Annotated in this window: 21 protein-coding genes; 5 read left to right on the top strand and 16 right to left on the bottom strand. The window is 67.8% G+C overall.

The annotated features are described in order from the left end of the window. Positions 1 to 39 precede the first annotated feature (39 nt). The 15 genes from AC559T_RS32245 to AC559T_RS32315 form a co-directional block, all read right to left on the bottom strand. Positions 40 to 879 (bottom strand): IS5 family transposase, encoded by an 840-nt coding sequence (locus tag AC559T_RS32245; protein ID WP_498871086.1) that lies wholly within the window; start codon positions 877 to 879, stop codon positions 40 to 42. Positions 880 to 1147: 268 nt separating this feature from the next. Continuing rightward, a complete protein-coding gene (locus AC559T_RS32250) occupies positions 1148 to 1987 on the bottom strand; it encodes an IS5 family transposase (RefSeq protein ID WP_498871087.1) in 840 nt (279 codons plus the stop codon). A 397-nt stretch (positions 1988 to 2384) separates the two neighbouring features. Beyond that, positions 2385 to 3947, bottom strand: a complete 1563-nt coding sequence (locus AC559T_RS32255) for an ABC transporter substrate-binding protein (RefSeq protein WP_083391439.1) — start codon at positions 3945 to 3947, stop codon at positions 2385 to 2387. Between the two features lie 778 nt (positions 3948 to 4725). After that, positions 4726 to 5085: a hypothetical protein gene (locus AC559T_RS32260; protein ID WP_498871088.1), complete on the bottom strand. Its 360-nt coding sequence runs from the start codon at positions 5083 to 5085 to the stop codon at positions 4726 to 4728. Positions 5086 to 5095: 10 nt separating this feature from the next. Next, positions 5096 to 5227: a hypothetical protein gene (locus AC559T_RS32265; RefSeq protein ID WP_498871089.1), complete on the bottom strand. Its 132-nt coding sequence runs from the start codon at positions 5225 to 5227 to the stop codon at positions 5096 to 5098. A 44-nt stretch (positions 5228 to 5271) separates the two neighbouring features. Next, a complete protein-coding gene (locus AC559T_RS32270; RefSeq protein ID WP_498871090.1) occupies positions 5272 to 5523 on the bottom strand; it encodes a biotin/lipoyl-containing protein in 252 nt (83 codons plus the stop codon). Further along, positions 5520 to 6524, bottom strand: a complete 1005-nt coding sequence (locus AC559T_RS32275; protein WP_112108289.1) for an alpha-ketoacid dehydrogenase subunit beta — start codon at positions 6522 to 6524, stop codon at positions 5520 to 5522. The genes AC559T_RS32270 and AC559T_RS32275 overlap by 4 nt, the downstream gene beginning before the upstream one ends. After that, positions 6521 to 7519, bottom strand: a complete 999-nt coding sequence (locus AC559T_RS32280) for a thiamine pyrophosphate-dependent dehydrogenase E1 component subunit alpha (RefSeq protein ID WP_235014579.1) — start codon at positions 7517 to 7519, stop codon at positions 6521 to 6523. The genes AC559T_RS32275 and AC559T_RS32280 overlap by 4 nt, the downstream gene beginning before the upstream one ends. Further along, on the bottom strand, positions 7434 to 7928 hold the full coding sequence (locus AC559T_RS32285) for a 2Fe-2S iron-sulfur cluster-binding protein (RefSeq protein ID WP_112108291.1): 495 nt from the start codon (positions 7926 to 7928) through the stop codon (positions 7434 to 7436). The genes AC559T_RS32280 and AC559T_RS32285 overlap by 86 nt, the downstream gene beginning before the upstream one ends. 3 nt (positions 7929 to 7931) lie before the next feature. Next, complete coding sequence (locus tag AC559T_RS32290; protein ID WP_200835427.1) at positions 7932 to 9389, bottom strand: aromatic ring-hydroxylating oxygenase subunit alpha; 1458 nt, start codon at positions 9387 to 9389, stop codon at positions 7932 to 7934. Continuing rightward, entirely contained in the window at positions 9386 to 11158 is a 1773-nt protein-coding gene (locus tag AC559T_RS32295) for an FAD-binding protein (protein ID WP_498871091.1), read from the bottom strand. The genes AC559T_RS32290 and AC559T_RS32295 overlap by 4 nt, the downstream gene beginning before the upstream one ends. 233 nt (positions 11159 to 11391) lie before the next feature. Continuing rightward, entirely contained in the window at positions 11392 to 11913 is a 522-nt protein-coding gene (locus AC559T_RS32300; protein ID WP_498871092.1) for an amidohydrolase family protein, read from the bottom strand. A 32-nt stretch (positions 11914 to 11945) separates the two neighbouring features. After that, positions 11946 to 12401: a hypothetical protein gene (locus AC559T_RS32305; RefSeq protein WP_498871093.1), complete on the bottom strand. Its 456-nt coding sequence runs from the start codon at positions 12399 to 12401 to the stop codon at positions 11946 to 11948. 59 nt (positions 12402 to 12460) lie between these two features. Continuing rightward, positions 12461 to 13246 (bottom strand): fumarylacetoacetate hydrolase family protein, encoded by a 786-nt coding sequence (locus tag AC559T_RS32310; RefSeq protein ID WP_498871094.1) that lies wholly within the window; start codon positions 13244 to 13246, stop codon positions 12461 to 12463. Between the two features lie 1334 nt (positions 13247 to 14580). Continuing rightward, positions 14581 to 15393, bottom strand: a complete 813-nt coding sequence (locus AC559T_RS32315; protein WP_498871101.1) for a carbon-nitrogen family hydrolase — start codon at positions 15391 to 15393, stop codon at positions 14581 to 14583. Positions 15394 to 15710: 317 nt separating this feature from the next. Here AC559T_RS32315 and AC559T_RS32320 point away from each other — a divergent pair, with 317 nt between their 5' ends. Beyond that, positions 15711 to 16937, top strand: coding sequence for a cytochrome P450 (locus AC559T_RS32320; protein ID WP_498871095.1), 1227 nt, complete (start codon positions 15711 to 15713; stop codon positions 16935 to 16937). 113 nt (positions 16938 to 17050) lie between these two features. Continuing rightward, positions 17051 to 17440 (top strand): VOC family protein, encoded by a 390-nt coding sequence (locus tag AC559T_RS32325; protein ID WP_071067259.1) that lies wholly within the window; start codon positions 17051 to 17053, stop codon positions 17438 to 17440. Positions 17441 to 17447: 7 nt separating this feature from the next. On the opposite strand, the gene AC559T_RS32330 is transcribed toward AC559T_RS32325, so the two are convergent. After that, the gene (locus AC559T_RS32330; RefSeq protein ID WP_112108295.1) at positions 17448 to 18266 is read right to left on the bottom strand and encodes a tyrosine-protein phosphatase; all 819 of its coding nucleotides are present in this window, start codon (positions 18264 to 18266) and stop codon (positions 17448 to 17450) included. Positions 18267 to 18506: 240 nt separating this feature from the next. Between AC559T_RS32330 and AC559T_RS32335 the strand changes: the two genes are divergently transcribed. The 3 genes from AC559T_RS32335 to AC559T_RS32345 all read left to right on the top strand — a co-directional run bounded on the left by AC559T_RS32335 (position 18507) and on the right by AC559T_RS32345 (position 21582). After that, positions 18507 to 19343 carry an undecaprenyl-diphosphate phosphatase gene (locus AC559T_RS32335; protein ID WP_498871096.1) on the top strand — a complete coding sequence of 279 codons (837 nt, stop codon included), beginning with the start codon at positions 18507 to 18509 and terminating at the stop codon, positions 19341 to 19343. Between the two features lie 92 nt (positions 19344 to 19435). Continuing rightward, a complete protein-coding gene (locus tag AC559T_RS32340; protein WP_498871102.1) occupies positions 19436 to 20143 on the top strand; it encodes a response regulator transcription factor in 708 nt (235 codons plus the stop codon). Between the two features lie 5 nt (positions 20144 to 20148). After that, positions 20149 to 21582: an ATP-binding protein gene (locus tag AC559T_RS32345; RefSeq protein WP_498871097.1), complete on the top strand. Its 1434-nt coding sequence runs from the start codon at positions 20149 to 20151 to the stop codon at positions 21580 to 21582. Positions 21583 to 21592: the final 10 nt, after the last annotated feature.

A 21592-nucleotide genomic window follows, 5' to 3' on the forward strand; every position in this document is an offset into this window, starting at 1 on the left:
TAAGAGGGCGTTTGATCTGCCCCGATTGCGGCTTATGTTTTAGTAGGTGCCTCGCCAGGTTGGGGTGGTCTCGTCTGTTATGCGCCTGACGAGGTTGTCGATCGCGGTAATGTGGATCATCGCTTCGGAGCTGGTGGGGAGGTTCTCGTAGTCGCGGGCCAGGCGGCGGCGCAGCATGAGCCAGCCCAGGCTGCGTTCGACGACCCAGCGTCGTTTCACGACGTGGAAGCCGGGGGTCCCGGTTTTTCTGGGAACGACTTCGACGTCGATGCCGAGGGTGGCCCCGTGTTCGATGGCGGTGTTTTTGAAGCCGGTGTCGACCCAGGTCTTGGATATCGCCTGGTAGGTGTTCTTGGCCTGGTCGAGCAGGCGTATTCCGATGGTGTTGTCCGACAGATGCGCGGCGGCGACGGTCACGGCGAGGATCAGGCCGAGGGTGTCGGTGACGATGCCCCGCTTCCGGCCGACGATCTTCTCGCTGGCGTCCGTGCCCTGGCTGGTCAGGGGTACGTTGGTGGAGGTCTTGACGCTCTGGGTGTCGAGGATGCACGCGGTCGGTTCGGGGGTGCGGCCGGCCTTGGCTCGGGCCAGGCCGGTCAGGTCGTAGTTGAACTGGGCGAAGATTCCCTCGTCCCGCCAGGCGGCGAAGTAGAAGTAGACGGTGCCGTGCGGCGGGAAGTCGTGGGGCAGATATTTCCAGGCGATCCCTGTCCGGTTGACATACAGGATCGCGTTGAAGATCTCACGCAGCTCGACCTGGGCTGGCTGGCCGGTGGGCCGGCGGTCGAGCCGGGCCTGGCGCCAGGTGTGCAGGGTCGGGGCGATCAGCGCCCACCGGGCGTCCGACAGGTCGCTGGGGTACGGCTTGCGCTGGTTCACGACAGACGCTCATACCTCAAACCGTGTGACCGAACGTGTCCGTTCGACCAGTCGGGAGCTTCCATCTCATCACCACACCAGACGGAATCCGAGGAGCATCTACCGGTTGAACGGACACCCCGATCATCGTCTCGGGGTACACGAACATGCCCCTACGGCGCAGAACACATCAAAAAACGCCGGACCCAAAAACGACTTATCCTCATCAGGGCTACCTGAACGCCCTCTGACAGGGTGTTTGATCCTGTGGGTTCTGTTTGGTTCGGGTTTAGGTTCCTCGCCAGGTTGGGGTTGATTCGCCGGTGGCGCGGCGGGCCGTGAGGTCGATCATCGCAAGGTGGATCATGGCTTCGGAGCGGGTGGGGTGGGTTTCGTGGTCACGGGCGAGACGTCGGTAGGACATGAGCCAGCCGAAGGTTCGTTCCACGATCCACCTGTGCGGAAGAGGAATGAACCCTTTGGCGGCGGGGTCACGGCGGACGGTTTCGACATCGATACCCAGCCCGGCGGCGTGTTCGATGACCGTGGTGCGGTAGGCGCTGTCGGCCCAGGCTTTACGGATTCCGGGATGGGTGGCGGCGGGAGTGGTCAGCAGGTGGAGGCCGGCACGGCTGTCGGAGGTGCCGGCGGTGGTGACCAGGACGGTGAGGAGCAGTCCGAGGGTGTCGACGATGATGGTCCGTTTTCGTCCGATGATCTTTTTGCCGGGGTCGATGCCCTGGGTGGTGGCGGGAACGGTGGGGGCGGTCTTGACGCTCTGGGAGTCGACCACGCAGGCGGTGGGTTCGGGGTTGTGGCCTGCGGCGGTGCGGACGTGGCGGCGGGTCATGGTGACGAGCTGGTCGAGGATGCCATCGTTGTGCCAGTGGGCGAAGTAGCCGTAGACGGTTTCCCAGGGCGGGTAGTCGTGGGGCAGGTAGCGCCAGGGGATACCGGTGCGGTCGACGTACAGGATGGCGTTCAGGATGCTGCGCAGATCGTGTGTCGGGGTGCGGCCGATGTTCAGGCCTTTCTGGTGGCGTTCGGCGCGCCAGGCGGTGAGCACGGGTTCGACCAGCCTCCACCGGGCGTCGGATAGGTCGCTGGGGTAGCGTCGCTGCTCGGTCATGGTGGTGGCTTTCCGCGGATCGGCCATATGGCTACCCGGACTTCTCTGCGTCACCGGTAAAAGTGGTAGACCGTCCGATGGCGGGATGAGACAGGATCCTTCTGTGCGAACACCGCACCGCCATAAGCGTTTTACCGGTCAGATCGTCTCAAATTGCACATGGATCTCGGCGATTACGTGCTATGTGTGATCGTCGACGGAAAATGAACCGGCCGGTAGTCCCCGATGAGGGATCAAACACCCTGCAAAAGGCCAGGTCAACGCCGGTGGCCGAGTTCTGGAACCCCACAGGAAGGTCCTGCTCCGCTGCCGACCACGAGGAAGTCTGTTGTGCAGTCCCAATTAGTCATTTGGATCGCGTCCTGCCTTGTGGGTGCGCTGCCGCACAGATTCTCGGTTACCGTCGGATCCACAGTTCTTCGGGCAACAACGAGCCGTTGCCGTACTGCACGAGACCACCGACGTTCTTCCCGGCCAAGGCGCTGGGCGCAGCCCGCACGAGAAAGATCACCGGAACCAGCTCGGCCAGCCGCTGCTGCACGGCGGCGTAGAGCGCCTTGCGTTCGGCCTCGCCGGTCGCCGTCCGGGCGGCCTGGAGGTCGGTGTTCAGGGCCTCGTCGTTGACGCCCGAGATGTTCGCGTCCGACTGCCCGTTGAAGGCATTCCACAGCCGTGGCTCGGGGTCGACGAAGAAGACCCCCGAGAAAATCGCGTCGAAGTCGTGGCTGGTGCGCAGGGCAGCCGACCGTGCGTGGTCGACGACGTCGATCTGGACAGACACGTTTCGGAACGCGCTGAGCTGCGCCTGGATGCCCTCCGCCAACGCCTTGCTGTCGGCCGTGGGGGAGACGGTTAGCGTGAACGACACCGGCTTGCCCGCGGCGGCCAGCTCGTCGAACAGCCGCTGCGCCGTGTCGCGGTTCGGCGTCGTCAGTGGGGTGTCCGTGTAGAACGTCGATTGCTTGCTGAACAACGTGTCCGCGACCTGTCCGGCGCCGTTGTAGGCCGCCAGGTTCAGTGCCTGCAGGTCGCTCGCGTACGCGAGCGCCTGACGAGCTCGGACGTCATTGAACGGTGCCCGGCGCTGGTTCAGCGCGACGTACACCCCTCCACTCAGCTGCATGACGTTGGTCCGCAGCCCCGCCTCTGCCGCGCGCGAGACGTTCCACCAGTGCGACTCGATAGCGACGTCGGCGCCACCGCTGACCACCGTGTTGAGCCGCTGGCCGCCGTCGAGTGCCACGCGCAGGGTCAGGCGGTCGAGATAGGGCTTGGGTGCGTCCCAGTACCGCGGATTCTTGACCAGCTCGATGGCGTCCTGCCTGGTCCAGCGCTCCAATGTGAACGGGCCCGCGCCGATCGGGTGCGCGTCGAACGCCTGCTGGCCCGCCGCCAGCGCAGCAGGCGACGCGATCCAGTTCATCGAGGAGATGACGACGATCTGGGCGAACTTCGGGATCGGCGCGGTCAGCGTGATCCGAAGCGTCCGCGGGTCGATCACCTCGGTCGATCCGACCAGCGACGCGTCCGCTGCGGACGCCCCGGGGACCGTCTTGAGCCGGTCCCAGTTGTACTTGACGGCTGCTGCGTCCAACGGGGTGCCGTCGGAGAACACCAGCCCCGGGCGCAGCTTCAACTCGAACGTCGTGCCGTTGTCCGAGGTCGTGAAGGACTCGGCCATCCGGTACCGGACTTCTCCGGACGCCGGATCGTCGGTCAGCAACGTCCCGTAGAGCGCATTGCCCAGCACTGCGGTACTCGCGTACGCGTTGAAGAGCATCGCGGGATCGAGACTGCGTGCGTCGCTTAATGTCAACACACGCGCAGTACCGCCCGGCACCGGCTCGCCGTCAGCGGCTGCCGAACTACCGGCGGGCGAAGCGCCACCGCCACAGGCCGCCAGGACAAGGAACAGACAGCAGGCCACGGCGGCCAGGGGGAAGCCCCTCTTGGTCGGCATGATGCACCTCTCAACTACGTTGGCGATGGAGGAGGGGTGGAGCAAACGACGAAGGCTGCGGTGCGTGGCGGATCCGCGCGTAGACCGGGCTGATCCCGGTGGTACGAGCCGGCCCTACGACGTCCTCGCACCGACGAGGTCCTCGCACGACGGCCCGGAGCGACCGATGGGATCGCGGAGGCGATGGCCGACGCCACCGAGATCACGACGGACAGCAGCAGGGCGAGTCTCGCGAGTTCTACCGGCGAGCCGGGGGCAGGCCCGCCTATACACGGACCGTGAATTGTGAATCTATACCGCGAATCGCCATTGTCGCAAGCGTGATCTGGTCTCGTCGTCGTCCTCACCGAGCACGTTGCGGGCCATGGCCACGGAAAGCAAGAATTTGGCCGAAAAGGATGGAGACAGGGATGGCCCGATGCTGGAAAATTCCGACCGGCGCCACCGCTCGGGAGTCGGAGCGGGATGACCCCGTGTACTGTCGCGGTGGCGGCGACCGCGACGGCAAATGGCGGGCCTGATCGGCGGACGGTGACGCCGTAGCATATTTCGGGCAGAGTGCCGCGAGTCCGTTCGGTGCTTTAAGTACGAAGGTACCCAGGGGCGCAAGCACATTCACGTGTACCCTGCACCCAGACCGGCGCTATCGGACGGTCGATGGGCGAACCGTGACGCTGCCTGGTAAAGCCCTCCTGACCGAGAGAAGGAGCTGGAAACTATCACCCTGGGTGACGGCGCCAGCTCCCTATCCTACCTCCACTATCAGCCCAGCCGGTAGTCAGCTAACCGGCGGCTCCGACTTCCGTGGCTCGCCGATCTCCTCGAAGACCCAGGGCGTTGCATTAGCGAGATCGAGGGCCTCGCTGATGGGCATGGCCGTAGTGCCGGCACGCTTCATCAAATCGCCAAGAACATCCTCGATATCATCGGTCTCGATCTCATACAGGGCAAGGTATCGTTGCGGGGCCACCTGGGCGGCTTCCGGCGGGAGTCCATCCACCCTGCGGAACCGCTGGGCCGACTCGATGCCGTCGACGGCCACAAGGTCACCCAAGTGCTGTTGGTCGTACCACTCGTTGTATTCATCCTCTTTCCCGGCCGTCGGCTCGCTGAGAACAACGAGTCTGTATCGGCTCACTTTCCACCTCCTATAGGGCGCTGCTGCGGTGTCCCTTGGCGAAGTCGACGATCGGGATGTCGTGGTTGGCGGCGAACCGGCGGACCGCGGTCACGAAGCCCTCGATGATTGACGCCAGCGGGGCGGTGGAAGCAACCCGCATACCGGACCGCAGACACACGCTCGTCGGGCTGGGGCGAAGCCCCGTTAGCTGCATTCGACGTCGATCACGGCGAGTTGCGCCCCGACCGGGTAGACAGCCTCAGGCTCGGCGTCTCCATGCCGGAGCACGCCGGTGGCCGGTGAGAGTACCTCCGTCTCGACCTTGTCGGTCCCGACGAGGTAGAGCGGCTGCTCCTCGTTGACGTGCTCGCCGTCCGCGACCAGCCACTCTATGAAGGTGCCCTCGACCGCCGCCATGGTGAGCTTGGGCATCCGAACCGGAACGATGTCGGTCACTTGACGTACTCCACGGAAGCACGGGCTGCTGCCGTGATGCGGTCGACGCTCGGGTACACAGCGGCCTCGAGACCCACGGCCGCGGGGATCGGCCGGTACCGAGACGCGACACGCTGGACCGGCGCCTTGAGTTGTCCGAAGAGCTCCGAGTTGATGCGTGTGGCGATCTCCGCGCCCGGTCCGGCAAACTCAACCGCGTAGTGCACCATAACCGCCCGGCCCGTGCGGCCCACCGATTCCAGGACAGCCTCCGTGTCGAGCGGGACCAGCGTGCGCAGGTCGAGCACCTCGGCGTCGATGCCCTCGGCGGCGAGTTGCTCGGCGGCCTGCAGCGAGTCGAATACGCCGCGGCCGTAGGTGATGAGGGTGACGTCGCTGCCGCTGCGCTTGATGTCGGCGGTGCCGATCTCGACGACGTGGTCGCCGGCCGGAACTTCACCGCGAATGCCATAACAGGCGATCGTCTCGACGAAGATGGACGGATCGGGATCGAAGATGGCCGCCTTCAGCAGGCCTTTAACGTCCGCCGGCGTGCTCGGCACGATCACCTTCAGGCCGGGAACATGCATGAACCAGCTCTCGAGGGACTGCGAGTGCGTGGCCCCCGACCCCAGTCCGCCGAACGTCGCGGTTCGCACCGTGAGCGGGCACGACGTCCGGTTTGCCGACATGAAGCGCGCCTTCGCCGCGATGTTGACGATCTGGTCCATTGCGATCGCGATGAAGTCCATGATCATGATCTCGGCGACGGGGATCTGACCTTCGAGAGCCGCACCGATCGCTGCACCCGCGATTGCCGCCTCGGAGATCGGAGTGTCCAGGACCCGACTCTTGCCGTGCTTGGTCGACAACCCGCTGGTCGCGCCCGACACGCCGCCGCCCGGGTCGGCCAGGTCCTCGCCCAGGAGGAAAACGCGTGGATCGGCGGCCAACGCCTCGTCGAGCGCTTCGTTGATCGCGCCGACGACCGTCAGGGTCTTTGTGTCAGCGATAGTGGTCATGCCGGAATGCCTTTCATGTCGACGAAGAAGTCCTTCTCGAGCTCGTCGAGCCCGGGTACGGATGCGGCCAGAACCTCCTGGAGCGCCGTATCGACTTGCTGCGTCGCCTGCTCGTCTATGGCGGCGAGTTCGTCCTCTGACGACACGCCGTTGTCGAGGAGCTTCTGCCGGTAGCGCGGGATGGGATCGACCGCCTCAGCGGCGGCGAGTTCGTCCGGTGGCATGTATGACATCTGGTCCCCGGTATAGTGGCCTTTGAAGCGGAAGGTGACGCATTCCAGTAGCGTCGGACCACCGCCGCCGCGGCTCCGTTCGGCGGCCACGGTGACCGCCTGGTACACCGCCTCCGGGTCGTTGCCGTCGATCCGCAAGCCCGGCATCGCGTACGCGAGCGCCCGGTCGGCGACCTGGTCGATGTGCATCGTGTCGCCGATCGGCGTCATCTCCGCGAAGAGGTTGTTCTGGCAGACGAAGATGACCGGCAGCTGCCAGGTCGACGCGAGGTTCATACCCTCGTGGAACGACCCGGTGTTCGTCGCGCCGTCGCCGAAGCAGACGGCCGCGACTCGGTCACTCCCCTGCTGCACGGCCGCCAAGGCCAGCCCGACGGCGACCGGGACGCCCGCACCGACGATGCCGGTGCAGAGCATGACCCCCTGCTCGGGTGCGGTGATGTGCATCGTCCCGCCCTTGCCACGAGATGCGCCGACGCTATGGCCGAGCACCTCACCAATCACCTGGGTCAGCGGCACGCCCTTGCCGATCAGGTCGTGCAGCCCGCGGTAGGTCGTGACCAGCCGGTCGTCGGTGCGAAGGGCGGCCCCCATGCCAGCGGGAATTGCCTCCTGACCCCGCGACGGCCAGATGGTGGCGGCGAACTCCCCCCGCAAGATGCCCCGGCGCAGGCGTTCATCGCAGGCGGCGGCGAGCGTCATCGTCGTGTACATCCGCCGGGCGACGTCCTGACTCACGGCAGTCGTCGATATGACTGTCATTCAAGACTCCTTCTGGGCTAGCTCCCCATGTTCCTTCTGACTCCGGCGTCGGTTGGCGGGCACGGGTCATGTTGTTGTCAGTCCCTGTCGCGGTCCGGACGCCCCGTTTCTCGAGGACGAGGCCGTCCTTCTCGACGTGCAGCCGGCAGGCCAGACGCACGGGAGGACTCCGCACCCGCTTGGCCATCCGGAGTCTCATCGCATCGGACTCCTCCTGAGTCATCGGCTCAGCAGCCAGCTCGTCGCCCACGATCTTGGTGAAGCAGGACATGCATTCAGCCTGGCCCCAGCACTTGGTTGGCCAAGTGATTCCCTGTCGCCAAGCCGCCGCGGCCACGGACTCCTTCTCATGTACCTCGATCCGGATGCCCGAGGGCTCAACGGTCACCCAGGGCACGGAACACACCACCCCTCACCGAGTCGCGTCTCCAGCCGGCCGAGTGCTGTAGTCAGCTGCGAGTCGGCGGTCCAACTCCTGGTGCATATTGCTGATGGTCTGCTCCCACAGCTGCGACAACCGGGTCTCGGAGATGCTCTTGGACTTGATCCCGCGCTGCAGGCGCTCCAGGTTTTCGAAGTCCTGGCGCGGGATCAGACCCCAGTGGTCCGTGTCGTCCGTGTCGAAGCGTCCGGTGAGCTCGGCGCGCTCCGGCTCCTGCCCGGCCGGGTACGTGGTCACCGACCAGACCTCGAAGCGGCACCATTCCGGGTCGTCGTTGTAGGGCCGCACCCGATAGTTCAGCGAGTTGGCGTACATGGGCAGCATCAGGTAGTTGGGAAACAGGAAGATGTCCCCGCCCCAGAGCCTCATCGCCGCCGGATCCGACACCGGGTTCGGGATGCCGGCACCCTTCCAATACTCGAAGAGTGCCTGGATGGCCTTACCGGCGAACTCCGGATCCTTGGGGTCGAGCTCGCCCGCCAGTCCCTCGAACACGTGGATGTCGCGCTCGAGCGCCATCGCGTCCTGACCCGATTGGAGCACGCGGTGGAACTCGATGAAGTCGGACTTGTCCTCCGCATCCTCGACCTCTGCGCCGGGACGGCCGCCGTAGCTCTCCTTGGCGTCGCCGCTCTGGAAGCGGCCGTGTCCGTTCACGAACGCCGTGTACTCGAAGGCTGCCAGATCGGTCTCGTCGCTGTCGTCCTGGTCGAAGGTGTAAAGCTGGGGATGGGTCTGCTTCAGATGCCAGCCCTCGAAGAACGCCTCCTGGGCCAGCTTCCAGTTGCAGTTTATTATGGCTTCCTTCCACCACTTCACCCGCATGTTCCCGACGCCGACCCCGCTGAGGATCTGTGCCGCCGGAAACAGCGCCTCGAGCAGTGGCGGCGCATTGTGGTCCATGTTTATCCACACATGCCCACCCCACGTCTCCACGAGACACTCGCGCAGGGCGAGATCGTCGGGACGGAGCACCTCATCGGAGAAACCTTCCCGTCCGAAGATGTGTGAGCACTGCCCGTCGGTCTTCCACCGCCAGCCATGGAACGGACACGCGATCTGCCCACCAGGGAACCGGCCTGCGCCCACAGCCAGTTGGGTGGCGCGGTGCCGGCAGGCGTTGTGCAAGGCCTTCACCGACCCGTCCTCCTGCCGGACGATCAGGATGGACTGGCCGACGACCTCGTACTCGACGAAGTCTCCCGGCTCAGGGATCTCTTCCTCGCGCGCAGCCATCTGCCACACATGCGGCCAGAGCTTCTCCTTCTCGAGGTCGTAGAACTCTCGGGAGTAGTAGCGCTCGGCGGGCACGTGTAATGAGTCGTTCATGTGGAATGGAACCTTGGAATTCACCTCATCGCCGTTGGGCCCAGCGGCCAGGGCCTGCTCGATCTCGCGCGCGGCGGGTCGGGGGCCAGTCAGGGTCATCGTTGGTCGCCTTTCTCTGGGGGAGCTGTAGCTGGTCGTCTGGTGCCAGGCCGACGGATTGTCCCAATCGAGACGGGAGGTGTCGATGGAGCGGGCACGGTAGCGGACTCGGCCGCATGCTGTGCCGCGATCCAGCCGAAGGCAAATGTCGCACCGATGCTCGCCCCAGCGCCGGGGTAGTGCCTGCCCATCACCGAGGCAGTGCCGTTTCCGGTCGCGTACAACCCCTCGATGGGACGGCCTTTCTGGTCCACGACCCGTGCGTGTTCATCGGTGAGCAGGCCACCGGAGGTGCCCACATCTCCGGGGTAGAGAGCGACGGCGTAGAACGGTCCCTTTTCGATGGTGCCGACACACGGATTAGGCTTGACCGTGGGGTCGCCGTAAAAGCGGTCGTAGGCGCGCTCGCCCTTGTGGAAGTCGGGGTCCTGGCCATGCGCGGCACTCCGGTTATACCGATCGACCGTCTGGCGTAGGTGCGCCGGATCGATGCCACAGATTCCCGCCAGCTCTTCGATCGTGTCCGCGCGTTTCATGTAGCCGCTGGAGATCCAGTCCTTCGGGGTAATCCGCCCAGGAGTCTGGCCCCAGAGATAGCGATTGCGGTTGCGTGAATCGGTGATCCACCAACTGGGCACCGCCGACGCGTTGGCCTCGTGCCGCTTGTACATCTCACGGCCGACCTCCATATAGGACGCAGCCTCGTTGCAGTACCGGTCGCCGTCGCCGTCAACCATGATCGCGAACGGCTTCGAGCGCTCGAAGACGGCGAACAGCGGGTACCCGTTGGGGAGTATCGAGGAGGGGATCCACCATGCCTCGTCCATCAGATCGACCGCGGCTCCAAGGCGCATCGCGGTCTCGATCACCTCGCCGGTGTCCCCGGGGTTGGCGGATGTCCACTCCGCGGAGGAGGGCTGGCGCCCGTGCTTCTGGCGCATTTCCGCGTTGCGCGCGAAACCGCCGGCCGCGAGCAGGACCCCGCGCCGTGCACGCACTCGGCGGGCCTGGCCTCCGTGCTCGACAATCCCACCGACGACCCTGCCGTCCTCGACGATGAGGTCAGCAAGCGGACTGTCCGTCCAGATCGGAATACCGGCCCGCTGCAGGCTCATCAGCATGTATCCCTGCAGTGCCGCCCCCGAGCCACGCACCTGCCGGCCACGCGCGGTGGCCCACAAATACCGGCCCACCACCTTGGCCACTGTGCGTACACTCTTCATCGTCCGCGGAGCGACCGCGAGCGGTGCGATGTCGTTCGTGTAGGCCGGCAGCGGTGGGAGGCCTTCGGCGATCCGGAGCTTGGACTCCCACGGCCCGAGCAGGCCAGTGTCGAACAGCTCGGGTTCGATGGCTCGCCCGCGAGCCTTGCCGCCCGGACGTTCGTCGTAATAGTCCGAGTAGCCTTCGCAGTGCCGCAACGGCACGCCGGCGTCGGTCAGGAACTCGACCAACGGCTCGACGGCATCAAGGAAGGCTTCGGTACGGGCCCGTGACGTCGCAGGTCCTTCGTCACCGACGACGGCGGCAAAGTAGTTCCGGGCGTCCTCTCGGCTGTCCTCGACCCCCGCCCGGCGGGATACCGGATTGTCGGGAAGCCAGAGGACCCCGCCGGACATCGCTGTGGAACCGCCGATCTTGTCGGTCTTCTCGACGATGAGCGTCTGCAGGCCCCTCGAATGCGCAGCGAGACCCGCACACAACGCACCGCCGCCACTGCCGACCACCAGGAGGTCGGTGACGTAGTCCCAGCCGTCGGCGGTGGTCATGAGCTCACCTTCTGTACGGCGAACGTCATCGCGTACCTGCACCGGGCGACGTCCTGACGTGCTGCTGTGGTTGATACGACTGTCATCGAAGACTCCTTGTCAGCCAGATCCGAAGCGATGCACGTGGTCAAAGGGCTCGCACACCCAAGTAGCTGCTCTCCAGTACCTCCCGGCTTCGACTCAGCTCCGCCGAGCCGCCTTCGAGCACCAGATCGCCGTGGCTATCGATTGCCTCATCTCACTGGAAGAATGTCGTGCCACTGGAGGAAGACTGTGCGAGCCGTGGCCCAAACGTCATTGGCTGGTGAAAATGCGGAACAGGTCTGAGGGCAGCAGATCGTCGGCGTGGCGTTCGCGCCCGGATGAGACGGCCCCCAGGTAGGAGTAGTCGGCGGCCTCGAGCATGAACGGCACCACCCGATTCCGCTCTCGACAGAGACGAAGTTCAGGCGGGGGAAGCGCTGCAGCACGCCGGATGAGATGAGATCCGTGCACTGGATTCCGTTCTTAAAGAACAGGTCGACGGCTAAATAGGTGACGAAACCGGCGATGCCGTGCACGGCGATCCGATCGGCATTGATCTGCGCTTTCCTACTGCTACTGCCCTCGCCGCCGCCGATGTGGAAGTGCAGCGGCATGTCCGCGTCCTGCGCGGTTGAGTACAGCGGATCCCAATACCGGTCACGCGCGGAGGCAGGCCGAAACGGTGCGGTTCCCCCGTGAACAGAATTGACTTGAACCCCAACTCGGTACACCGCTCGATCTCGGCCACTGACGCCTACACATCTCAGAACGGCAAGGACACGTTGGGAATCAACCGCCGCGGGGCAACCGACACCAACTCATGCCGGAAGTCGTTGTACGCCAGCACGCATTCCAGCTGCAGCTTCCCGTCGTTCATGCTCAGGAACCACTGAGCTCCGAACCCCGCGATGTTCGGATACGGGACCTGCGCCCAGGTATCCGCCTGGTCCATGTACTTGATCCGTTCGGCCGAACTGTAGGCGCCGGGGTGAACCTCGTCGAACCCCGGAGGGTAGCTCGCCAGAAAGTCCTCCCAACCGGCCGGAGCCGACACACCCACCATGTCGATCTTCACGTCATTCAGAACCCACACGTCTCGACCGTCCTTGTCGCGAAACACGTGCGGCACTCGCTCCACATCCTTCGACGCCACCCGGCTGGTCCACACGTCGGCCGGCTCGGTGATATGACTATCGGCCTCAATGATCAACGCGGTCATCTCAATGCTGTCCCCTCATGTCTTCCGGCTCGATCTTTCAGTCGGTACCAACGCCCGGATCAACTCGCGATCAACTCCTCCCTTGCGATCTTGTTGATCAAGGTGCCCACCCCCTCGACGGTGACGGTCATGACGTCGCCCACGTCGACCCGCGACACCGGAACCGGAGTGCCCAAAGCGATCAGGTCGAACCGGCGCAAGGTGAACAGTTGCGAGGCCCAGCTGATGGTCTCCAGCACGTCCCAGGTGTAGTCCGCCGTATTGCCCAGCTGGCTCGGTACACCGTTGACGGACCCGCTGATCACCAATCCCTCCCTAACCTGGTCCGGGCTCACATCCGTATCAATCCAGGGGCCGAATGAGGCGAACGTGTCCACCGACTTAGCACGCATGAAGTCCATGTCCTCCACCCCTTGATCGGTCAGAGTCATGTCATTCACACAGGTGAACCCGAGAATCGCATCACGAGCACCCTCAGGACTGACCCGCCGAACATCGCGACCCAGAACCACACCCAGCTCCGCCTCACCATCCAACGTGTTCGGCATATCGAACGGCTTGATGATCGAACATCCATGCGCATTGACTGACGTGATCAGCTTGGAAGTGAACTTCGGCGACGTCTGACGGGCCACCTCGGGCTCGCGACCGAAGCGAAACGCACCCAATACAGCCAGAATCTTCGTCGGCTCAACCGGCGCCAGAAACTCCACATCACCAATCGCCACGCGCTCACCAGTACGCTCAGCGCGCTCGGGCTCGCCCTCACCAAGCAGGTACAACTGCTCACCATCGACGTGACAAAAACGCGGCACGCCACCAACACGGACACGGGCGAAACGCATACAGAAACTCCTTCAGGTCGATCGGTCGGCATAGACGCCGCAGGTCATTCGCGGACCGCTCCAGCACCTGGTGCCACTCCAGCACCTGTGCCATCAGTGGGCCTCGCGACGCACCGACGAAGATTCACCGCCGCGTGTCGCCGCGGGCCGCGCTAACACACGGGCATTGATCGACGCTGGAAAGCTAGTGCTGGGACCGGCAATGTTCGCCCTGTCCGCAATGTTCGCCCTGTCCGTCGTGGCCAGGTGGATGGATGGCAAGGCGCCGGGATCCGCCGCGTAGCAGCGCTCCTCGAGGATTCCGGCAACGCCGCCGGGGCACGGCGGGCAGGGTAAACGTTGCCGGTCCCAGCACCAGGAAGGTCTCAGAATCCCAGCGATCCGACCACCTCATGTGGCTCCACGACCGCAGCAGCACCCCCACTCGTATGGTTATCCATATGACCGGTTGTCCGGCAGTCTAGCGAGGTGTGATGCCAAGCACAATGCCCTCGTATAAGCCAGATCGGGAGTCTCGTCGGTGGCCGCGTTGCACCATGTCGGGTTTGGTGTGGCCGTCCCGTTTGAGCACAATTACTCCCGTCTGCGAAGGTCGGTGCGCAGGTCAGACGGGGGTGCGATGGCGAGGAGATCCTGGTGCACTGGCACGCGCCTCACACACCACCAGCCCGCCCGGACATCCGGGCGGGCTGTGGCGTTCCTGGGCCCCGTAGACGGCGCCCTCAGATGGACGCGGAGCGCCGTTCGGATACCGGCCGGAGTGACGCCGGGACGGGGGTTTGGCCGACCCGCCCCTGGGTACTAGGCGAATTGGGGTGCCGCGGGGCTGCCATCTCGCACGACAGTGGCCTACGGCGCCCCGCCCGGCCGCCGACCCCACTCTGTCAATCCCGGGCCGGCGGTCTGGAGACGTTGCCCCCGGCGCCGTTGGCGTCATCTCGGCCCTGGAGGTGGCCCTCCGTCCGGGGCGGAGCCGGCGATATCCGCACACCCGGGCGGGACCATCGGCCCGCTGGACACCACCGGCGGGCCGTGGCCGTTCCGGGGGCGAGGACGGCGCCCTGAGATCGACGGAGACGGCCGACCAGCCAGGTGCTCGCCATGTCCGCGACGGTGGCCAGCGCGCTCGGCGAGCACGCCGACGCCGCCCGGACGGCGGACATGGCCGCGTCGCTGGCCGTCGAGGCGGGTGACGCCCAGGCGGCCGGGCTCGCGTGGTCGGTCGCCGCCGGCGCACTGGCGAAGCAGGACGGCCGGACACGGGCGTCGCTGGACGTGGATCGCACGGTTCGGGACCTCCACGGGTCTCGTGTCCGAGGCCCCGGGTGGTGCGGCTACATCAGCCGGGGCCGCCCTACATCGGGTGATGCAAGGCGCCGCGACGCGAGCACTGGGAAGTCGGCGCGCACGGCGGCCAGCCTGGCCCGGTCGAGCACCGCCCGCAGGGTCTGCGGGCCGGTACCGGCCCGGGCCAGCACGGTGCCCCACGGGTCGACGACGAGGCTGGTGCCGGCCAGCTCCACTCCCCCGTGCCGGCCGACGGCGTTGCAGGCGACGACGAAGACCTGGTTCTCGACCGCCCTGGCCCGCACCAGCAGCTCCCAGTGCTCCAGGCGGGCCAGCGGCCAGGCCGACACCACCACGACCACCTCGGCGCCGCGGTCGACCAGCAGCCGGAACAGCTCGGGGAACCGCAGGTCGTAGCAGGTGGCCAGACCGACGGCCCCGAGCGACGTCGGCGCGACGAACACGTCGTCGCCGGCGGTGAGCAGCGTCGCCTCGGCGGATTCGTGGCCGAACAGGTGGATCTTGCGGTACCGGCCGAGGAGGGCTCCGTCCGGGCCGGCGAGGGCGGTGGTGTTGTGCAGCGCCCCACCGGGAGCGCGCTCGACGATGCTGCCGGTGACGATGTGCAGGCCGCGCCCGGCCGCCACCTCCCGCAGCGCGCCGATCGTGGGGCCGGCCAGCTCCTCGGCATCCTCGCTGTAGCGGTCGAAGTGGAAGTAGCCGGTGCGCCACAACTCGGGCAGGACGACCAGGTCGGCCTCGCCCGCGCCGAGCCCGCGCAGATCGGCCAGGACCCGCGCGCCGCGGTCGGCCGGCGACTCGTCGTCTGGGCAGGCGATCTGGAGCAGCACCACCCGCACGGACGCACCGGTCACGCCCCCATGCTGTATCAGCCGTGCCGGCCTGTCGACGGTCGTCCGGCGGCGAAGGTCAGCCCCGGAGACAATGTTGACTGCGCCATACAATTAGATGATTCTGTGAGGGGCGTCACCCGACGCACGATATGCCCAGGCCAGACGGTTGGGCCGGGGGCGTGCGTCGGCACGCACCGGGCAGGACGGCGACAAGGAGCACGGACCGTGGCGGACGCATCCGAGATCACAGCGCCCTCGAGGACGCCGGCAGACCGGCGGCCCCGCGCGACCGCGCTGGCGACCGCACCGGCGGGGGCGCGGCGATGACGACGGTGACGACGGAAACCAGCGACGCCGCCGGCGACGTCTACTACGACCCGTACGACTTCGAGATCGACGCCGACCCGTACCCGGTGTGGCGGCGGATGCGGGACTCCGTGCCGCTGTACTACAACGCCAAATACGACTTCTACGCCGTCAGCCGGTTCGACGACGTCGAGAAGGCCATGGGCGAGCCGGACATCTTCCTCTCGGGCCGCGGCACGCTCATCGAGCTGATCAGGTCGGACATCCGCTTCCCTCCGGGCAACATCCTCTTCGAGGACCCGCCCCTGCACGACCTGCACCGCGGCATCCTCGGCCGGGTCTTCACCCCGCGCAGGATGCTCGCGATCGAGCCGGAGGTGCGCGAGTTCTGCGCCCGCTCGCTGGACCCGCTGGTGGCCGCCGGCGACTTCGACTTCATCGCCGACCTCGGCGCCCAGATGCCCATGCGGACGATCGGCATGCTGCTCGGCATCCCCGAGCAGGACCAGGAGGCGATCCGCGACGCCATCGACGAGGGCCTCACCCTCACCGAGGGCGCGCCGAAGCCGCTGCCCGCTGATCCCCTCGCCCGCTCCGAGGGCATGTTCGCCGACTACCTCGACTGGCGGGCGCGCAACCCCTCGGACGATCTCATGACCGACCTGATCACCGCCGAGTTCGAGGACGAGACGGGCACGACCCGCCGGCTGACCCGCGCCGAGGTCCTGACCTACGTGAACATGCTGGCGAGCGCCGGCAACGAGACGACCGCCCGGCTGATCGGCTGGACCGGGAAGATCCTCGCCGAGCACCCGGACCAGTTGCGGCAGGTCGCGCAGGACCGCTCGCTGGTCAACCAGGTGATCGAGGAGGTGCTCCGTTTCGAGGCGCCCTCCCCGATCCAGGCCCGCTACGTCGCCCGGGACGTCGAGGTGCACGGCCAGACGGTGCCGGAGGGCAGTGTCATGGTGCTGCTCAACGGCTCGGCCAACCGCGACGAGCGCCAGTTCGTCAACGGCGACAGCTTCGACATCCACCGGTCGATCAGCCGTCATGTCAGCTTCGGCCGCGGGCTGCACTTCTGCCTGGGCGCCGCGCTCGCCCGCCTCGAGGGACGGGTGGCGCTGGACGAGGTGCTCAAGCGCTGGGACCACTGGGAGGTCGACTACGACCGCGCCGTCCAGGCCCGCACCTCCACCGTCCGCGGCTGGGCGAAGCTCCCGGTCACGGCGACGCCGAGGTGACCCCGCCCGCGCGACGGGCACCGAAGAACGACCGGGGCCGGGACCCGGACGAACGAGTACCGGACGAACAGAGCCGGCCGAGTGAGAGCCGGCAGACCTACTGAGGGAGTGCCTTGACGCTGCAGCGGATCGAGGTCGGGCTGGTCAGCACCGACGAGTCCCTGGCGGAGTTCTACGCCACCACGTTCGGGATGGAGCGCCTGCCCGGCATCGAGGCGGGCCCCGGAGTCGTGCACCGACTGCGGACGTCCGACATCGTGATCAAGGTGATGGTCCCCAAGCGGGCGCCGGCGGCCACCGAGCCGGCCACGCACTTCTTCGCCGCGACCGGGCTGCGGTACATCACCCTCTACTCGGACGATCTCGACGGCATCGTCGAGCGGGCCACCGCCCACGGCGGCAAGGTGACGCACGGCCCCGCGTCCATCGGGCCCGGTGTGCGCATCGCCGTGCTGCAGGACCCGGACGGCAACGCGGTGGAGGTGGTCGAGGGCGCCTCCTGAGGCATCCTCATCCCTGCCCGAGCGGCTCGACGAGTTGGGCTCGCAGCCGCTCAGGCAGGTCGGGGGCGATCCCGGCGGCCTCCTCGAGGTAGCCCTGCACCGACCCGTGCCGCTCGGTGAGGGCCGCCAGCAGCGTGCCCAGTGCCTCCCTGGGCGCGCCGAACACGGCCCGGTAACGCTCGACGTCCACGTCGGTGCCGTCGAGCCGGCGCCGCAGCCGCGCCATCTTGGGGTCGGTGTAGTGGACGGCGCTGAGCTCGAAGTCGTCGAGGATCACCGCCTCGTCGACGCCGAGAAGCGAGAGCAGCAGCGCGGCGGCGACCCCGGTCCGGTCCTTGCCGGCCGTGCAGTGGAACAGGGCCGGCGTCGCGTCCGGCTCGGCGAGCCCGGTGAGGAGTCGGCCGAACGTCGGTGCGCCCGTCTCGGCCATCGCGTCGTAGACGCGCGCGAGGAAGTCCGGCGGCACCTCTGCCAGCCGGCCCGCGACGACGAGATCGGTCAACTCCCTGGTCCGCGCCGCGCTGCCGCCGATGGCGAGCCGCTCGCACCGGACCCCGCCGGGTAGCAGCGACGGCGCCCGCTCGATCTCGGCCTCGGTCCGCAGGTCGTAGACGACCCGCAGGCCGAGTTGCTCGACGGTGGCCAGGTCGGCGGCGGTGAGGCGGTGCAGCGCCGCCGACCGGTAGACCCGGCCCCAGCGCACCCGGCCCCCGCCCGTGGTCGGGTAGCCGCCCAGGTCACGGACGTTGACGGCGCCCTCGAGGCGCACCAGCCGCACCCTGTCCTCGCCCGACCTGTCCTCGCCCGACCCGGGCCCGGGCGTCACCGTCGCTCGATGCGCGCGGCGACGTCCCGCGACATCCGCAGAACTTCGCTCTTCATGTCGGGAACTGTATTCCGACGCCCTGCCCGGGGCCTGGCAGCGGTCCCGCAGAGCCGTTCCAGGGCTCCCACCTGCGTCTTCGGAGACCACCACATCGTCCTCACATGGGTGCCGTCCTACTCTGCCTGGCACATGACCGCGCGCGGCGCCGCCGTGCCCGAACCAGCCAGAGGATCCAATCCGGTGAGTGCGATCAGCGTCGGCCAGGCCGTCCTCCTCGGGATCGTCGAGGGGGTGACGGAGTTCCTGCCCGTCTCCTCCACCGGCCACCTCAAGATCGCTGAAGGGCTGATGGACATCCCCGTCGACGACAGGTCGGTCGTCGCTTTCACCGCCGTCATCCAGGTCGGCGCGATCGCCGCGGTACTGCTGTACTTCTTCGCCGACATCCGGCGCTTCGTCGGCGCCTTCGCGAACGGGCTCGTCGACCGGGAGGCCCGGCAGCGCCACGACTTCAAGTTCGCCTGCTGGGTCTTCTACGCGACGCTGCCCGTGGTCGCCGTCGGGCTGGCCGCCAAGTCCCTGATCGACGGCCCGCTCGCCTCGCTGTGGGTCGTCGCCGGCTCGCTGCTCGCCGGCAGCGCCGTGATGTGGTTCGCCGAACGGTTCGGCCGCCGCAAGCGCGGTGAGGACGACATCGACCTCACCGACGCCATGGCGGTCGGCTCGTCGCAGATCCTGGCACTGCTGTTCCCCGGCTTCTCCCGCTCCGGCGCGACGATGTCGACGGCGCTGGTGCGCGACCTGGACCGGGTGGCGGCGACCCGGCTGTCGTTCTTCCTGTCGATCCCGGCGCTGACCGGAGCCGGGCTCTACGAGCTGAAGGACGCGGTGGGCGGCGGAGTCTCCGTGCTCCCGCTCGCCGTCGGCACGCTGGTGTCGTTCGTCGTCGCCTACGCCTCGATCGCCTGGCTGCTCCGGTACGTCGCCCGGCACTCGTTCGACCTCTTCGTCGGCTACCGGGTCGCCGTCGCCGTCATCCTGATCGGGCTGCTGGCGACCGGCACGCTCACCACGTGACACCGCGGGCCGGCGGCGCCGGCGTCCCCGGCGTGACGATCGGCCCATCCGGCGCGACGGCCGACACGGCGCCGGCCTTCTACGATCGAGCGGTGCGGGTACTGGTCGTGGAGGACGAGAAGCGCACCGCGGACCTGCTCCGCCGGGGCCTGACCGAAGCGGGTTACGCCGTCGACCTGGTGCACGACGGCACGGACGCGGTCTGGCAGGCCGGCGAGATCTCCTACGACGCCATCGTGCTCGACCTGATGCTGCCCGGCCTCGACGGCTTCGAGGTCTGCCGCCGGCTCCGGGCGGCCCGGCGGTGGTCCCCGATCCTGATGCTCACCGCCCGCGGCGACGTCGACGACCGCATCCACGGCCTCGACGCCGGCGCCGACGACTACCTCGCCAAGCCGTTCAGCTTCGGTGAGCTGACGGCCCGGCTCCGCGCGCTGATCCGCCGCGGTGCCGTCGAGCGGCCGGCCACGCTGCGGGTCGGCGACATCCACCTCGACCCCGCCGCGCGGAGCGTGCGGCGGGCCGGCGAGCCCGTCGACCTGTCGGCCAAGGAGTTCTCGCTGCTGGAGCTGCTGATGCGGCGCCCCGGCGAGGTCCTCACCAGGAGCTACATCCTGGATCACATGTGGGACCTCGGCTACGGCGGCACGTCCAACGTGGTCGACCAGTACGTGCGGTACCTGCGCAGGAAGATCGACCCGGCGGACGGCCTGTCGCGCATCGAGACGGTCCGCGGCGCCGGCTACCGCCTCCGCACCGAGACCACCGAGACCACCGACACAGCCGAGACGGGGACGTAGCGCCCGTGCCGCTGCGGGTACGACTGACCCTGCTGTTCGTCCTGGGCACCACGCTGGTACTCGCGGCCGCCGGCGTGCTGTTCTACGCGCTGCTGCGCACCAACCTGCGGAACTCCGTCGACGCGAACCTGCGCACCCGGATGGCCGTGCTCGCCGTGCAGGTCCCCGCCGCGGCGGACCCGGCCGCGCAGCTGCGGGCCTACGGCGCCGGGCCCGCCCAGCTGCTGCGCCCCGACGGCTCCGTCGCCGCCTCGAACGACAGCGCCGGTCCCGAGCCGCTGCTCGAGCCCGAGCAGGTGGCCACCGCGCTCGTCCGCCCGGAGTTGCTCACGTCCGGCGAGCTGCAGGAGCCGGGCGACGATGACGACGACGACGCGCGCGCGCTGGCCGTCCCGGTGCGGACCGGGGCTCGGGACGGGGTTCTGGTCGTCGCGACGAGCACCGATCTGACCGACTCGGCCGAGGACCGCGTCCGCAACATCATGGTCAGCGCGACGGCGCCGATGGTCGCGCTCTCCGGGCTCGCGGCCTGGCTGCTGTCGGGCGCCGCCCTGCGCCCGGTCGACCGCATGCGCCGGCAGACCGCCGCCATCAGCGAGTCGGACAGCTCCGCCGAGCTGGACGTGCCCCCGACCCGCGACGAGATCGCCGCCCTGGCCGCCACGATGAACAACCTGCTGCGCCGGCTGCACGCCGCCCGCGCCCGCGACCGGGCGTTCGTCGCCGACGCCGGGCACGAGCTGCGGACCCCGCTCACCAACCTCAAGGCCGAGCTCGAGCTCGCCGGCCGCCCGGCCCGCACCCGTGACGAGCTCGTCGACGCGGTCGCGGGCGCGGCGGAGGAGACCGAGCGGCTGATCCGGCTCTCCGAGTCACTGCTCACGCTCGCCCGGATGGACAGCGGCATCACCGCCCCGCGGCGGCTGGACGTCGGCGACCTCCTCGAGCGGGCCGCCCGCGCCGCGACCGGCCACGCCGCGACCAGGCAGGTCCGCCTCCACCTGGACGCCGACCCGGCCCTCGCCGTGGACGCGGACCCCGATATGCTCCGCCAGGCGGTCGACAACCTGGTGGCCAACGCCATCCGCCACGCGCCGCCCGGCACCGCCGTGGACGTCCGGGCCGGGCCGGGTGAGGCCGGGAGGACCGTCGTCGTGCGGGTGCGTGACCGCGGCCCGGGGTTCCCCCCGGACTTCCTGCCGCGTGCCTTCGAACGTTTCAGCCGCGCCGACGCCGCGCGCACCCGCGACCACGGCGGCGCCGGCACCAGCGGAAACAGCGGCGGGACGGGCCTCGGGGGCACCGGGCTCGGGCTCGCCATCGCCGCGGCGGTGGCGCGGGCCCACCAGGGGACCGCCACCGCCGCCAACCATCCCGACGGCGGCGCCGTCGTCACGCTCACGCTGCCCGCCGCGGGCGGTTCCCCGCCGGACCGGTAGAACCTGGAGG

This window comes from Frankia sp. Hr75.2 (assembly GCF_949319125.1).
Taxonomy (GTDB): Bacteria; Actinomycetota; Actinomycetes; order Frankiales; family Frankiaceae; genus Parafrankia; species Parafrankia soli.

Coding starts and splice junctions, on each gene's coding strand:
- AC559T_RS32250 (WP_498871087.1), bottom strand. CDS start 1,987: ATGACCGAGCAGCGACGCTACCCCAGCGACCTATCCGACGCCCGGTGG.
- AC559T_RS32255 (WP_083391439.1), bottom strand. CDS start 3,947: ATGCCGACCAAGAGGGGCTTCCCCCTGGCCGCCGTGGCCTGCTGTCTG.
- AC559T_RS32265 (WP_498871089.1), bottom strand. CDS start 5,227: ATGCGGGTTGCTTCCACCGCCCCGCTGGCGTCAATCATCGAGGGCTTC.
- AC559T_RS32275 (WP_112108289.1), bottom strand. CDS start 6,524: ATGACCACTATCGCTGACACAAAGACCCTGACGGTCGTCGGCGCGATC.
- AC559T_RS32280 (WP_235014579.1), bottom strand. CDS start 7,519: ATGACAGTCATATCGACGACTGCCGTGAGTCAGGACGTCGCCCGGCGG.
- AC559T_RS32290 (WP_200835427.1), bottom strand. CDS start 9,389: ATGACCCTGACTGGCCCCCGACCCGCCGCGCGCGAGATCGAGCAGGCC.
- AC559T_RS32295 (WP_498871091.1), bottom strand. CDS start 11,158: ATGACCACCGCCGACGGCTGGGACTACGTCACCGACCTCCTGGTGGTC.
- AC559T_RS32305 (WP_498871093.1), bottom strand. CDS start 12,401: ATGACCGCGTTGATCATTGAGGCCGATAGTCATATCACCGAGCCGGCC.
- AC559T_RS32310 (WP_498871094.1), bottom strand. CDS start 13,246: ATGCGTTTCGCCCGTGTCCGTGTTGGTGGCGTGCCGCGTTTTTGTCAC.
- AC559T_RS32320 (WP_498871095.1), top strand. CDS start 15,711: ATGACGACGGTGACGACGGAAACCAGCGACGCCGCCGGCGACGTCTAC.